Origin of the sequence: Aquabacterium sp. A7-Y (assembly GCF_026153205.1) — a bacterium.
Taxonomy (GTDB): Bacteria; Pseudomonadota; Gammaproteobacteria; order Burkholderiales; family Burkholderiaceae_C; genus Caldimonas.
Map to the genome: position 1 here is coordinate 65,104 of NZ_JAPFBW010000008.1, position 12,327 is coordinate 77,430.

Annotated in this window: 12 protein-coding genes and 1 pseudogene; 2 read left to right on the forward strand and 11 right to left on the reverse strand. The window is 65.0% G+C overall.

Features of this window, described 5'->3' with window-relative positions; all coding sequences use genetic code 11:
- Nucleotides 1-99: 99 nt before the first annotated feature.
- The 3 genes from OOT46_RS08895 to OOT46_RS08905 all read right to left on the reverse strand — a co-directional run bounded on the left by OOT46_RS08895 (nucleotide 100) and on the right by OOT46_RS08905 (nucleotide 4,322).
- Nucleotides 100-1,212 (reverse strand): hypothetical protein, encoded by a 1,113-nt coding sequence (locus tag OOT46_RS08895; RefSeq protein WP_265403246.1) that lies wholly within the window; start codon nucleotides 1,210-1,212, stop codon nucleotides 100-102.
- A 325-nt stretch (nucleotides 1,213-1,537) separates the two neighbouring features.
- The gene (locus OOT46_RS08900; protein ID WP_265403247.1) at nucleotides 1,538-3,442 is read right to left on the reverse strand and encodes an immunoglobulin domain-containing protein; all 1,905 of its coding nucleotides are present in this window, start codon (nucleotides 3,440-3,442) and stop codon (nucleotides 1,538-1,540) included.
- Between the two features lie 469 nt (nucleotides 3,443-3,911).
- Nucleotides 3,912-4,322: a tautomerase family protein gene (locus OOT46_RS08905; protein ID WP_265403248.1), complete on the reverse strand. Its 411-nt coding sequence runs from the start codon at nucleotides 4,320-4,322 to the stop codon at nucleotides 3,912-3,914.
- Nucleotides 4,323-4,456: 134 nt separating this feature from the next.
- Between OOT46_RS08905 and OOT46_RS08910 the strand changes: the two genes are divergently transcribed.
- Entirely contained in the window at nucleotides 4,457-5,338 is an 882-nt protein-coding gene (locus tag OOT46_RS08910; RefSeq protein ID WP_265403249.1) for a LysR family transcriptional regulator, read from the forward strand.
- Between the two features lie 159 nt (nucleotides 5,339-5,497).
- On the opposite strand, the gene OOT46_RS08915 is transcribed toward OOT46_RS08910, so the two are convergent.
- The 6 genes and pseudogenes from OOT46_RS08915 to OOT46_RS08940 form a co-directional block, all read right to left on the reverse strand.
- Nucleotides 5,498-5,929, reverse strand: coding sequence for a GNAT family N-acetyltransferase (locus OOT46_RS08915; RefSeq protein WP_265403250.1), 432 nt, complete (start codon nucleotides 5,927-5,929; stop codon nucleotides 5,498-5,500).
- Nucleotides 5,930-6,058: 129 nt separating this feature from the next.
- On the reverse strand, nucleotides 6,059-6,379 hold the full coding sequence (locus tag OOT46_RS08920) for a hypothetical protein (protein ID WP_265403251.1): 321 nt from the start codon (nucleotides 6,377-6,379) through the stop codon (nucleotides 6,059-6,061).
- Nucleotides 6,380-6,525: 146 nt separating this feature from the next.
- Entirely contained in the window at nucleotides 6,526-7,269 is a 744-nt protein-coding gene (locus OOT46_RS08925) for an FkbM family methyltransferase (protein ID WP_265403252.1), read from the reverse strand.
- Between the two features lie 642 nt (nucleotides 7,270-7,911).
- Nucleotides 7,912-8,022, reverse strand: a pseudogene (locus OOT46_RS08930) (IS5/IS1182 family transposase); the annotation flags it as partial.
- Complete coding sequence (locus tag OOT46_RS08935; RefSeq protein WP_416136169.1) at nucleotides 8,019-8,894, reverse strand: aldolase; 876 nt, start codon at nucleotides 8,892-8,894, stop codon at nucleotides 8,019-8,021. The gene OOT46_RS08935 and the pseudogene OOT46_RS08930, both read right to left, overlap by 4 nt.
- Nucleotides 8,891-9,610: a TenA family transcriptional regulator gene (locus tag OOT46_RS08940; RefSeq protein ID WP_265403254.1), complete on the reverse strand. Its 720-nt coding sequence runs from the start codon at nucleotides 9,608-9,610 to the stop codon at nucleotides 8,891-8,893. Before OOT46_RS08940 ends, OOT46_RS08935 begins: the two co-directional genes overlap by 4 nt.
- Nucleotides 9,611-10,467: 857 nt before the next feature.
- Between OOT46_RS08940 and OOT46_RS08945 the strand changes: the two genes are divergently transcribed.
- Nucleotides 10,468-10,833, forward strand: coding sequence for a hypothetical protein (locus OOT46_RS08945; RefSeq protein WP_265403406.1), 366 nt, complete (start codon nucleotides 10,468-10,470; stop codon nucleotides 10,831-10,833).
- Here OOT46_RS08945 and OOT46_RS08950 read toward each other — a convergent pair.
- Both OOT46_RS08950 and OOT46_RS08955 read right to left on the reverse strand, forming a co-directional pair.
- Nucleotides 10,748-11,122, reverse strand: coding sequence for a GNAT family N-acetyltransferase (locus OOT46_RS08950; RefSeq protein WP_322114244.1), 375 nt, complete (start codon nucleotides 11,120-11,122; stop codon nucleotides 10,748-10,750). The genes OOT46_RS08945 and OOT46_RS08950 overlap by 86 nt on opposite strands.
- Nucleotides 11,123-11,189: 67 nt before the next feature.
- Entirely contained in the window at nucleotides 11,190-12,176 is a 987-nt protein-coding gene (locus OOT46_RS08955) for a PEP-CTERM sorting domain-containing protein (RefSeq protein WP_265403255.1), read from the reverse strand.
- Between the last annotated feature and the right edge of the window lie 151 nt (nucleotides 12,177-12,327).

A 12,327-nucleotide genomic window follows, 5' to 3' on the forward strand; every position in this document is an offset into this window, starting at 1 on the left:
ATCCGAGGTTTGGCTCGTCGGTTTAGGGTTCAGGGTCCTGATATGTGTAAGGCCATGAAACTGCCGGTGCATGCGCGATCAGTGCGTGAGGATCAGCCGTCAGGGGGCCGCTGAAAGCACATACCCATAGGTCTTGCGGATCGCCCTGTTGAAGGCTGCGCCGACGATCCGCCCCCGGTCGTCGATGTCGCTGGCGGAGGTAAGCAGCCAGACGGCGCGATCGGCAGGAGCGAGATAGCTGTTCAAGTCACTGGCGACGGTGCCCCGCCACAAGGCAGCGCGTGTCACCTGAGCCGGGTCGGTGCTCCACCCCACGATTTGCCCGGTGTTGTTGATGCTGACCGCCCGGCTCAGGGTCCCGCCGAGCGTGCCCAGGTCAACCGCCGTGGCGCCTTTCCACAAGGTGGCGTGGCTCTCGCCTTCGCGCGTGTCGCTCTCCCCGACGACGTGCCCCGCGTTGTTGATCCCGAAAGCCTGGCTCCGAGGCCCGCCCAGCGTGCCCAGGTCGGTGGGCGCCGAGCCGCGCCAAAGCGTGGCGTGATAGGCCGTGTCTCCAGTGAGCAAGCTCCAGCCGGCGACTTGGCCAGCCTCGTTGACGGCTGCGGCGGCGCTGTGTGTCCCGCCGAGCGTACCCAGGTCCGTCGGGAGGGGGCCGCGCCATAAGGTGGCGTGGCTCGCCACGTCTCCGGCCATGAAGCTCCAGCCCACGACGAGGCCGGCATTGTTGATGCCAGACGCCGCGGCGAGTGTCCCGCCCAAGGTGCCCAGGTCGGTCGAGACAGGGCCATTCCACCGCGCGGCGCGAGAGGCGATGCCGCCCTCGCCCGACGTCCAGCCGACCACCTGACCGGCATCGTTGATGTCCTCGGCCGCGCCGACGCCGCCGTCCGGCGTTCTCAGCTCGATCGGAACCGGGCCGTTCCACAAGGTGGCGCGGCCGGCCTGCCCCCCGCCGGCGTAGCTCCAGCCGACGACCTGGCCGGCATGGTTGAGGCTTTGTGCGGCGCTGTGCGGACTTCCGCTCAAGGGACGCAGGACAGTGAGGACATACCGCTGCGCACCCGCGCCGGGACTGGCCGCGCACAAGGCGATGGCGGACAGAAGCAGCGGCAGCAAGGGCAAGCGGCCAGCCCGTGGGGCGGCGACCGTTCTCCCGCTAGGCCGCGGTGCGAACGTCACCTCCACGGCCTCGGACTCGACGTTTATGTTCATGTTGGCTCCCTTCGAAGTTGCGCGGCCGATGCGCCGGCGCGTTGATCGCCGATCGAAGGTAGTGCACTGAACGCCTACTCACCAGTCTTTTGCATGCTCTGTCATTCGACGAATGATCCGACCGATCCACGGGAATGATCGGACGCCCTTCGCGTCGCCGGTGATGTGAGCGCCGTTCGACGGTTGCAACGGGGACCCTTCAAAAACTTCCACTGTTCGCCTGCTGACGCGAGGTCGCGAGGACTTCCCGCTCCACCGCAGCAAAGGGAAAACGGCAGAGGCGGCGGCAGTCGCCAGCCGCGGCCTTCCTCAAGGGCGACGCCGCTCAGAGCGGCTGAACCTGGCCATCGATCTCGATGGCCACCACGCCGCCGGAGACGATCAGCCTGCCGATCTGCTTGCCCTCGCTGGTCAACAGCAGCGCGCCCCCCATTTCCGCGCCGTGGCGTAGCTCGCCTGTCGCCACATATCGGCGACCCTGTACATCGAAGGCGAGGTCCTTCGCGTGATAAATCATGCTGGTCGAGGTCACGGTCAAGTTCGTCCCGCCGCCGGCATACACGGCGCTCAGGCCCGACTTGCGGCTCGTCAGAACAGCGCCGGAAGCCGGCGTCATGGCCACCTCGGTGGCAACGCCTGTGCTCGTGTCGATGCGGGCGACGTACCCGAAGCGGCCCTCACCCTGCACGGCCTGCGAAGCGAGGGACAGCTGCGTCATGGCGGTGGAGCCGGTGACGGCAACGCTGCCCGGTGCGCGGGTGTAACGGAACTCGGCCATCGCGCGCCCGTCCAGGAACAGGCCCTCGGTGACGTCGCAACTCTCGAAGCTCGCATCGATGCGATGTTGCACATCGGCGGCAATCGGTTCGCCCCCGCCCACGTCCCGCCCGTCGAACACCGCCTGCAGCACCTTGCCGCTGCGGCACACCGTTGCGGGCGGCAGCAGCATCGTCATCTCCATGTCGGTGAGTTGGGCCGGCGCAAAGGCCAGGAACCAGGTGTCGAAGCTGGCGTAGACCAGCCGCATCAGGTCCGCGCGAGCCGCCGGCGGCGGCGGCGGCGGCGTGGCATCGACGGTGAGCAGGATCGGCGTGCTCGTCACCCGGCCGTATGCGTTGCTCACCGCCACGCTGTACTGCGCGCCGGAGTCGGAAGCTTGGACATTGGGCTGCAGCAGCACCGGCGCCGTCTCGCCGGGCAGTAGCGTTCCATTGCGCCGCCATTCGTAGCGCAGGTCGCGGCCCTCAACCAGGACGGACAGCAAAGCCCTCTCCCCGGCGGTGACCTTCACCTCGGTCGGCTGCCGAACGATGACTGGCGCCTGCGCGACCTCCTGGAGCACCAGGCATTCCGGCAGGCTGATGTCGGTGTTGCTGGGCACGACGGCCAGCGGACCCGCTCGCAGGAGGCTGCTGTCGGCTGACAGGCTTGCCTGCCCGCCCTTGCGGACGGGCACCCTGAAGCGGCCCTCGCCATCGGGAAGGGCAACCGCCCGACCCGAATAGTCGACGCCTTCGGAGCTCACCACCGCGGACTCCGGAACGCGGCCGTCCTCCAAACGCACGCAGCCTTCGACATAGACGGTTTCGGTGGGGCGGTCGGCATTCCAGTAGCTGAAGTGGCTCACTCTGCCTTCGTAGTAGGCCTCCTCGCCGCGGCCCACGAGAGTCGCGCTGCCCTCCTCGACCCACAGCCCCGACGTCTCGTCGAGGTGGTACAGAGGCAGGGTGGCGGGCGGCGTCGGACTGCGTGACGCGAGGGGGATGCGGATCACTGCCGTCTTGCCGGCGCCGAGTTGCAGGGGGCGGCCGCTGTCTGCAGCGCGCAACTCGACGTGCAAGGCGCCGAAACTCTCGATCGTCACGCTGCCGGTGCCCGCGCGCGCCTGGTAGCTCCCGGGCATGGCGGCGGGCCGGCGCCCGGGATGGATCGGCGTGACAAGCACGTCCGCCGTGCCGGTGAAGGCCTGTCCAGTGACGCCATCCACGAGGGCAGCGGCCGGCAGCGTGACCTGGGCCGGACTTCCGGGCACCACGACAGTGCCGCCCGCGGGCCCCACCTGCCCGTTGGCGCCCAGCGGCGACAGCCATAGATCGACCGGCGCGTTCTCTCCAGCGCGCAGGGGCGCCAGCAGGACAGCGTCGGCATATCCCTGGCGGCGCGCCTTCACGACGCCGGAGGCATCGACAGGCGACTCCGCCACGAAACGCCCTGCAGAGTCGGTCTGCACCGTCTTTCCGCCCACCGTCACGGCGGCACCCGCGACCGGAAGGCCGTCCGCGGCGCTCAGGGCGCGTCCCTCGACCCGGGCCTGCCTGACGGGGCCAGGATCGCGATTGTCCCCGGAGCCGCCTCCGCCGCCGCACGCCGTCATGCAAACGGCGCCGAACGCCGCCGCCCAAGTGGCCCGGCTGATGTTTTTCCACCGCATCGCTGCCCCCCTGTGTCTGGTTCGAAGGGCCTTGTTGTCCTTCTCCAAAAACGGCCGAGGGTACTGAAGGAGCGGCACGACAGCCTCCCCCCATGTCGGGGGAGCCCTTGCGGTTCTCACTGCTTCGGCGCAATCGTCGCGGAGTACGAGCATCATCCGCCGCCAGGCAATACCGTCCTCTGGCGAGGAATGGTCGACTCGCCGATATCCCGTTCGACGACTCGCTTGGGTCTTCAGGATGTGGGTAAAAGCAGGCGAGACGGGACGCTTATGAGCCTCCAGAGTCCATGTGCTGAGCCCCCAGCCCCTCGAAAGCTTCGCCCCGACCAAGCGACCAATCGATGGCCGAGTTCTCGGTGAGGGAGATCAGAACGTCGTCGGGGCGGAATCCTGCCGTCATCGCCCTGTCGGCAATCGCGCGGTAGAGCTGCCGTTTCTGGCTCTCGGTGCGGCCTCGCAGCAGCAGGATCTCAACGACACAGGCCTCTTCGCCACGCACCACGCCGCCGAAGTACGGATCGAGAATCATCGAGCCGGCTGGCATGCGAATGATGAGTTGGAAACGGTCCTCCAGTGGGACATGGCAGGTGTCCACAAGCCCATGGTGGACCGCGTCGGCAAGGCCTTGAACGCGCTCATCGCCGAGATGGACGGGGACGGACAGTCTTGCCAGCGGCATGTTTTTCCTCCAGTGCATGGGTGGCCTGGGGTCACTTTAGGCGGCTCGGCGTCCGAGAGGAATCGCGCCAGGTGCAAAGGTCGCTTGCACCTGGCGCAAGGGCGATGAGCTGGCGCGCCCGGTAGGATCGCGGAATGGATGACCTTTCGCTGGCCGACATCGCTCTCTTCGTGCGTGCCGCAACACTGGGTACGCTGTCCGCCGCGGCGCGTGAACGAGGTGTGCCGGTCAGCCAGGTCTCGCGCGCCATCGACCGCATCGAGCGCGCCTGCGCAGTGCGCCTGTTGCGACGTTCAGGGCGCGGCTTGTCGCTGACGCACGACGGTGAGAGCTTTCTCGCGTTCTGCCGCCAGGTGGGATCTCAGCGCAACGAGCTCGAAGCGGACTTTTCGCGTCGCGCGGGCGTTGTCAGCGGTCGCACTCGCATGAGCATGAGCGGCGTGATCGCGCACTTCTGGATCGTGCCTTCGCTACCGAGCCTGGCGCGTGAGCACCCGCAACTGGGGGTGGATCTGCTGGTTGACGACGACGTGGTCGACCTGGCGCGCGCAGGAGTGGACATTGCCATTCGGACGGGCGATCCTGCAACGCTCTCGATGGCCGCGCGCCCGCTAGGACGTATCGCCACCGGACTGTATGCGAGCCCGGCCTATCTCGCCGAACACGGTGAGCCGCAGGAGGCGAGCCAGCTGGTGCACCACCGGCTGCTGTCGAATTGCGAGCATCCGGTCCTGAACCGGCTGCGCTTTCGTGACGGCGGGAGCGCCACTGCCGACGCCCTGTGGCGCTCAGGCAGTACGGCTGTCATCGCGCAAATGGCGACAGAGGGACTCGGTATCGCCCACCTCCCAGTGCGCGTGGCAGCAGCGGCCGGGCATCTTCAGCCGGTGTTGCCTTCGCAATTCGTCTCTGCCGACATCCCGGTCAGCGCGATCCTGTTGCCGGACCGGCAGCGGCTGCCCCATGTGCGCGTCTGCGTCGATCACCTGTTGCGGATGTTCGCTCCATCGAGTTGAAGCGAATGCAGCATCGACGAGGACTGCCCGCTCGATGCCTCGGGTAAGCCGCCGCCCCGGGGCCGACGGCACCTGCCCGCAGGCCACCGGACTCGAGCGTACAGCCCTTCGATGTTCTCGGAGTCCTCGGTGCTGCCGTCAACCAGCGTCACGATGGCGTCAGCTCTCACTGGCGAGCTGGCTCATGCTTGGCTCAGAAATTCTGTAGCTGAGCCTTTCGACAACCCGCTCGGCACCCAGGCTTTCGTAAAAGGAGATCCCCTTGGCGTTGGAGGCCTTGACCGGCCAGTCGATACGGTGGCAACAGTTCTCCAAGGCGTACCGGGCCACCCGCGACATCAGCGCCCTGCCAAACCCCTGGCTTCTCTCGGACGACCGCACATACAGCTCTTTCAGCTGGCAATGCCGGCGCTTGTCCGCGGCAGGTTCGACCAGCGAAAAGACCAGCGTGATGGCGGCCAGGCCGACCACCGTGCCGTCGTCTCTGGAGGCCACGAGCAAGCTGTGGGGCGACTTGGCGCCCAGGAGGTTCTCGAGGAGGTGTTCTCGCACCAGCTCCCGAGAGACGACTGAACCCTCGTTGTAGTACATGTGCAACTCGCACAGCAGGTCTATCAGCGACTCATGCTGAGGTTCAGAGACAAGTTCAACGCGCATACGGTGGCCTTGGGGAATAAGGTAGAGCAACGAGCAATGTAGCCACTGCTGCTTATGGAAGGCTTAGGCCGCCGGATTGCCCGCGCCTGACTGGAGCGCCTTCAATTCCCTGCTGGCTTGCTTGTAAGCGTTCAGCGTGACGCAGATGCTAATGACTGCATAGGAACCGACAACAAGGAATCCCCCACCGTCGCGCGCGAGGTTGAGTGCCCACGTGACTGCAACATAGATCATTGGCACGAACGGAATGTTCGGAAGGATCGCCGCTCCCGCATTCGGGGGGCGGCCATTGCGGAGATGCCGGATGTTCCCCTCGGCCACTTCCAAGGCGAACCCGACGAAGCAGGAGACGAGGGACAGGACCACGATGAGCACGAACATCATCTGAACCGCCTTGGCAAGCGGGGCTGCCCACACATTGCGATCATTGATCCGGCACTATAACGATGAACTCAGACGGCGTATGGTACGCGTCAGGACCGCACAGTTTGCCACCGGTGTAGCCGCGGCTCCTCGATCCGGTGCTGGGCTCAGGCGTCGGAGCGCCTGAAAAACACGCCGTCCACCTGCAAGGTGCGTCCGTTACGGGGGTCCGTGAACCCGGGGAGCAGCGACCAGAGCTGGAACCCCCGCTGCTGCAAGTCCTCGACGAAAAACTCCCACAGGCGCTGCCCTTCGTACAGCGGCACGAGGCTCAGTTCCAGCTGCACGCCGACCACACGCTCCAGGCTGCGCGCCGCACCCTGCAACACCGGCCATTCATAGCCCTGGGTGTCGATCTTCAGGAACACCGCCCGGCTGCCGTTGGCGTAGGCCTCGAACACCGCGTCCAGGGGGATGACAGCGGTCTTCTGCGCGCTCACATACATGGAGTGCGGGGCCGCATCGGCATGCGCGGCCAGCATCGGCAGGATGGACGAGCTCTGCGAATTGCCGGCCACATGGATATCCACCTCGCCCGACGCCTCGCCCACCGCACACTGTTCGTGCACCTGCCAGGCTTCGTCCCCGCGGGCGTTGAGCTTCAGCCGCGCATGCGCTTCGGCCAGGGGCTCGAAGGAAACGATGCGGCCACGGTAGCCGCCTTGCCTGACCTTCAGCGCGTACTGCCCCGTATTGGCACCGACGTCCAGGATCAGGTCGACGCCGAAATGCTGGAACATGGCGTTCAACTCGTCGCCCTCGGTTCGCACCGGTCGGTAGCGCCTCACGTCCAGTCCGGCTGAACGGAAGGTCTTCCTGATCATGCTCTTGGCGAGCTCCCCAGGTCCCATCGCTGTCTCCCAGAAGTATCCCGACCCTCAGGCTGACGACGTGCGACCGTGTGAAGGCCGTCGATCGACTTCTTTTGCCGAAGCCCGGGCAGCCTCACGCCGGTTCCTCGCAGAACCAGACCACCGAAGTGCCGGGCTGCTCGCACTCCGCAAGCGCCCGGGCCTACAACGCCAGGCCGTGATCCCGCCGTGTCCGCTTCTTTTCCGTGGTCATCGTGTCCTTGATCGTTGTTCGTGGACATGATCCTTACAGGGACCGAGTCGCGGTTCAAGGTGGTGTGCCTATCCGCTTGCGCAGCTGTGCGTTTATCGAGTGGAAGAACGACTCCATGTGTGCGTTGTCGTTCCTTCGCGAAGTCATGACGCTGCGCACACGCCACGAAAACCCGGGACACGGCAGCGGCGGCGCCCCCAAAGAAGCCGGCGATGGCATTCGTGCTCAGCGGGAGGTCGGGGGTAAGCAAGGCACAGGTCCCGGGCTCGGGAAGGGGCGGCGCTGACCCGCGCATTGGGAAGCCCAACCGGAATCATCTACGGATTCATCCACCTCAGCAGTTCTTCCTGCACGCCCCTGGGCCGAGAGCTGGGACTCTTGCGACATTTCCTCCTCCGACTTCTGGAGGAATTTTGTCGGGACTCGCAGACAACCTGAACCCGTACCGCCCATGGCACCCCGTGCTCCATCTGCGCCAAGAACTCCCGCTTGCGCGTCTGCCTGGTCGACAAGTTCATCCCGAGTTCAAGCTGCTTCATGCCTGCATACTTGGCGGCCCCCACCCATCATGCAAGTCCTCTCGGCAAGGTCTTGCAGACCCTCCCTGGCGGACAGGTCGATCAGCAGCGCGAGCGGCACGAGCTGCGCGTCTGGCAAAGTAGTGAAACGCTGCTTCCGTTCGCTGCTTGTTCAGGGTCCAGTCATGGGCCTCCTTGGCAAGCGCCGGGTCTAGCTGCCTGACCTCGCCGGCATGAGAGGCGAGCAGTTGCATGCGTGCCGCCCGTTCGCATTGCAACGCCACAACGCAAGACTCCTCCACCGAGGAACACGCCACGACAAGACCGTGGTGAGCCAGGATCGCGGCGCGTTTCGCGCCGAGTGCCCGGCTGATGATTTCGCCTTCGTTGTTGCCTACCGGTATCCCGGGCCAATCGGCGAGGAACTCCACGTCGTCGAACAGCATGCACGCGTCCATCTGGGCCACCACCAGCGGCTGTCCGATGATGGAAAGCGCGCACACGTGCATAGGATGGGTGTGGACGATGCAATTGACGTCGGGTCGTGCCTGGTAGATCCAGCTGTGGAAGCGGTTGGCGGGATTGGCCATGCCGTCTCCTTCCAACACGTTGAGGTCCGCGTCGACCAGCAACAAGTTGCCAGCTTCGGTCTCGTCGAACCCCAGCCCGAGACACTGGGTCCAATAGGTTCCCGCTTGCTCGCCGCGCGCCGATATCTGCCCTGCGAGCCCCGAATCGTGCCGATGCTGGAACAAGATATGGCAAGCGGCGGCCACCTTGTCCCGTAACGACAAGTCGGGCACTTTGAGGTGATCCTTGGCCCGCTGGTTCGCCAGTTCGACGAGGTCCACCTTGCCCATTGAGAAAGTAGAAGGGGTACTTTCGGAGCTCATGACGGTCCCCGATCGAAAGTTCTCACTGCAAGTTCGTCGGTGCAGCTGGCGGAGAGGATGGCAGAGAAGAAGTCGCCTCGGGCCCGGACCAGCGATCGTCCTGCAGCGATCATCACGGCCAGCTGAGAGGGTTCGTTTTCGGCGGTCAGTACCATGATGGCACGCATCGTTTCTGCATGCCCGTCATCGCACTCGACATGCATGCGGAAGAACTCCGTCTCTGTTCCTTTCACTCCCAGCGCCTCGAAGCCGGCAAGAATATCGGCATACATCGAAGGCACCAGCGCCTCCGCGCCCAGGCACAGCGCGCCGAGGCCCCTGGCCGGGTTGCGGTCCCGGCAGTGCTCGGCCATCACTTCGATCAAGCTAAGCGTTGCTGGCAAAGGCGGCGGCCCCCGGTCCAGATCGAGGCCGAAGCGGGCGAGCATGCGCTTGTAGACCTCGCTGTGCGGCGACAAGCCTTCATCACTGAACCCCAACTCCTCGAACAGGTTTTCTGCGAGGCAGAGGACTTGGTCGTTACTGCGCAGGTTCGACATCAACGCGCACAGGTAGCGCGTGAAGTGGCGGCTGTAATAGCCGTGCTGGATCAGGAAACATTTCAAGGCGCTCAGGCTGACTTCGCCGTTTCGGCATCTTTTGAGAAATGCGTGGCGGGATATATGGGCGACGAGCTCAACGCGCGCCTGTTCAAGCTCCAGTGATATGGGTTCCATTGTGATTCCCAAAGTAGGCCATCAACATCTCGTCCTGGGGCGACATCAGATCCCCCGGGGGAAGAGTTGAATGGCATCAAGGTGTGCTCTGGCCGGTCTGCTGCGCAGCAAACGCCGGAGTGACAGGCCATCGTGGTCAACAAAAAGGAATGGCAGGGACGAGCGTTTCGGATTCCTGTGTGAGTTCTCCTCCATCGCTGTAGCGGAGTCTCCCCAACGGCGGCTCCATTCCGTGGCAATGTAGAAAGGGCATTGCCGACCGTCATTGCAGTAAGGGCCTCGAATGCGACTTCTGGAACCGCATGCAACGGTTTCAGGCCTTCGATCGATCGATGGTGATTACACGACCGCAATGCCGCGCGGAATACAGGCAAGCCCTGCAAGGCTTCCACGCGGGGCGGCAAAAGCCCAGGTGATCCCGGCCTGGCAGACACCCTGCGTCACAAAACTGCCGCGGGCGGGCACGTGATTCGCGGACATCATTCTTATATGAATAATTCAGCCGCGCGGTGCCTTGATGAGGTTGCTACGGCCCCCCGGTCCGGCAGGCGAGGCGCTTTTTCATGGCTGCGCACTTCCGTCCCGATGGGAATTCGGCGTCGCCGTTTCGAGGGGCGCCCAATGCCCCTGGCATCTGATGCCGCGACGCCCGTTGCGTCGGCAGCAACACCGAATTCCCGGAGAAAGCCCCTCCAACGGTTACTCGCAGACGCACCTCGCTCCAAGATGGGGCCAACAACTGGTTGTTCTACCAGGACGCGCGGGCAACGATTGGTGAAACCGAGGGAGACTCGCTTGTAGGGCGGTCCATTTCTCCTAGGCTGCTTCCATTACAAACTGATGACGCGGCAGGAAAGATGAATCGTGAAATCGATGTCTTCCCGGACGAAGTGATCTATCGAAGGACCAACCCGGGGCAGCGGGCCCTCGTATTTTCCGCAGACTCTCTGCCCGTGCCGGCCAGGCGTTTTCTTGCGATGGTGAACGGCCATACCCCGCTTCGCTCGCTGTTGGACCTGGGATTTCCAACGGACGACATGCGTTCCTCGATCCACCTGCTGGTCGAGCAGGGCCTGATCGAAGCGCGTTCGCTTCTTCGCACCGGCGTCTGGGGTGAAACTGCCACATCAGCGATTGTCATGGAGCTGCCCTTGATACCGCGCCTTTCCAGGCGGCCCAAATGCCCAACGGCCAACAAAGTGAAGTTGGATTTGATGCCTTGACCGGCCAGTCGATACGGCGGCAACCGTTCTCCAAGGCGTACCGGGCCACCCACGACATCAGCGCCCGGCCAAACCCCTGGCTTCTCTCCGACGACCGCATATACAGCTCTTTCAGCTGGCAATGCTTGCGCTTGTCGGCCGCAGGTTCGATAAGCGAATAGACGAGGGTGATGCCTGCCAAGCCGACCACCGTGCCGTCGTCTCTGCAGGCCACGACCAACTTGTGGGGCGACGTGGCGGCCAAGAGGTTCTCGAGGAGGTGTTCTCGCGCCAGTTCCCGGGAGACCACCGCCCCTTAGTTGTAGTACGCGTGCAACTCGCACAGCAGGTCTGACAGCTGTCAGCGAGTCAGCGAGTCAGCTGAGCTTCAGAGACAAGTTCAACGCGCATGCAGTGGCCTTGGGGGATGACGCAGAGCAGCGAGGAATGTAGCCGCTGCTGCTGGTAGCAGGCAATGTGGCTGCGAAGCGCTGCCTTGGGCGGGCCGTCCGGGTCGAACACGCAGCCGGCCACGGCATCCGGGCCCAGCGGGGTGTCGGGGTGGCAATCCGCCCGCGCCTTTTCACTGTCCGTCGTCCGACCCTGGGCGAGCCCCAGGCCGAACGGCGCTGTCGGCGTTCGGACGCCTGCCCTTGGCTGGCACCGCGGACCCACGCACAGACAGCGCCGAGGCCGACGGCCAGCAAGGCATAGGTCTGCGGCTCGGGAATGGGGGCGGCGCTGACCCGCGCACCCGTGACGATGTTGAGGCCGAGGGCGGCCGAGTCGGACGAGCGGTTGTCATAGACGAAGGAGAAAGACTCGGTCCGGGAAGGCAGGCGGCCCGGCTCGGTCCCGCCGTCGAGGGCCAGGCCGCCGACCGTTTCGAAGTCGGTCCCCAAGACGACCGACGCACCGCCGCTGCCGTGGCCGCAGGGGCTGCTGAAGCAGCGGGCCCCGGCGCTCAGGACGCCCGAGACGGTGAGCGAGGTGTTAGGAGAGAGGATCATGCGGCCGCTGGTCGAGCCACTGGCGAACCACTCCCAGGAGGCCACCCCGCCGGGGTGCGTTGCCTCGGCGACCAGGCGATCCGGTGCGCCCACGACGGTCGCCCCGCCGAAGCTCACCGTCTCCTCTGGCAAGAACTCCGGGCCATCGAGGGAGCGATGGTCGTCCTCGTCCGCCCGCCCCGAGAAGTAGACGAAACGCCCCCCCTCGATGGTGAAGGAGGCGTCCACGCCGTCGTCCGGCGCGAGGTCGGCCACGACGATCTGCAACTGCGTCAAGGACGCAAAGGCCGTGGTGGCGGCAGCCGCTGGAGCGGCGATGCACAGTGCGGCGAGGGCCGCGGCGATCTGGGTCATCGGGGGCTCCTTGTTTGGCGACAAGACGAGAGATGGCGGAACAAGAAAAATGCCGGCTTCCTCGTGCACCGGGAAGCCTCCTGAAATCATTTACAGCTCTGAAGCGATCAGTGAGTAGCTTTGTGCAACCGAACGGGAGGGGGCGACTTTC

Bases quoted from the DNA above. Each gene is read 5' to 3' on its own strand.
- OOT46_RS08945 (WP_265403406.1), top strand. From the start codon at position 10,468: ATGAATCGTGAAATCGATGTCTTCCCGGACGAAGTGATCTATCGAAGG.
- OOT46_RS08955 (WP_265403255.1), bottom strand. From the start codon at position 12,176: ATGACCCAGATCGCCGCGGCCCTCGCCGCACTGTGCATCGCCGCTCCA.
- OOT46_RS08895 (WP_265403246.1), bottom strand. From the start codon at position 1,212: ATGAACATAAACGTCGAGTCCGAGGCCGTGGAGGTGACGTTCGCACCG.
- OOT46_RS08920 (WP_265403251.1), bottom strand. From the start codon at position 6,379: ATGATGTTCGTGCTCATCGTGGTCCTGTCCCTCGTCTCCTGCTTCGTC.
- OOT46_RS08905 (WP_265403248.1), bottom strand. From the start codon at position 4,322: ATGCCGCTGGCAAGACTGTCCGTCCCCGTCCATCTCGGCGATGAGCGC.
- OOT46_RS08925 (WP_265403252.1), bottom strand. From the start codon at position 7,269: ATGGGACCTGGGGAGCTCGCCAAGAGCATGATCAGGAAGACCTTCCGT.
- OOT46_RS08935 (WP_416136169.1), bottom strand. From the start codon at position 8,894: ATGAGCTCCGAAAGTACCCCTTCTACTTTCTCAATGGGCAAGGTGGAC.
- OOT46_RS08940 (WP_265403254.1), bottom strand. From the start codon at position 9,610: ATGGAACCCATATCACTGGAGCTTGAACAGGCGCGCGTTGAGCTCGTC.
- OOT46_RS08910 (WP_265403249.1), top strand. From the start codon at position 4,457: ATGGATGACCTTTCGCTGGCCGACATCGCTCTCTTCGTGCGTGCCGCA.
- OOT46_RS08915 (WP_265403250.1), bottom strand. From the start codon at position 5,929: ATGTACTACAACGAGGGTTCAGTCGTCTCTCGGGAGCTGGTGCGAGAA.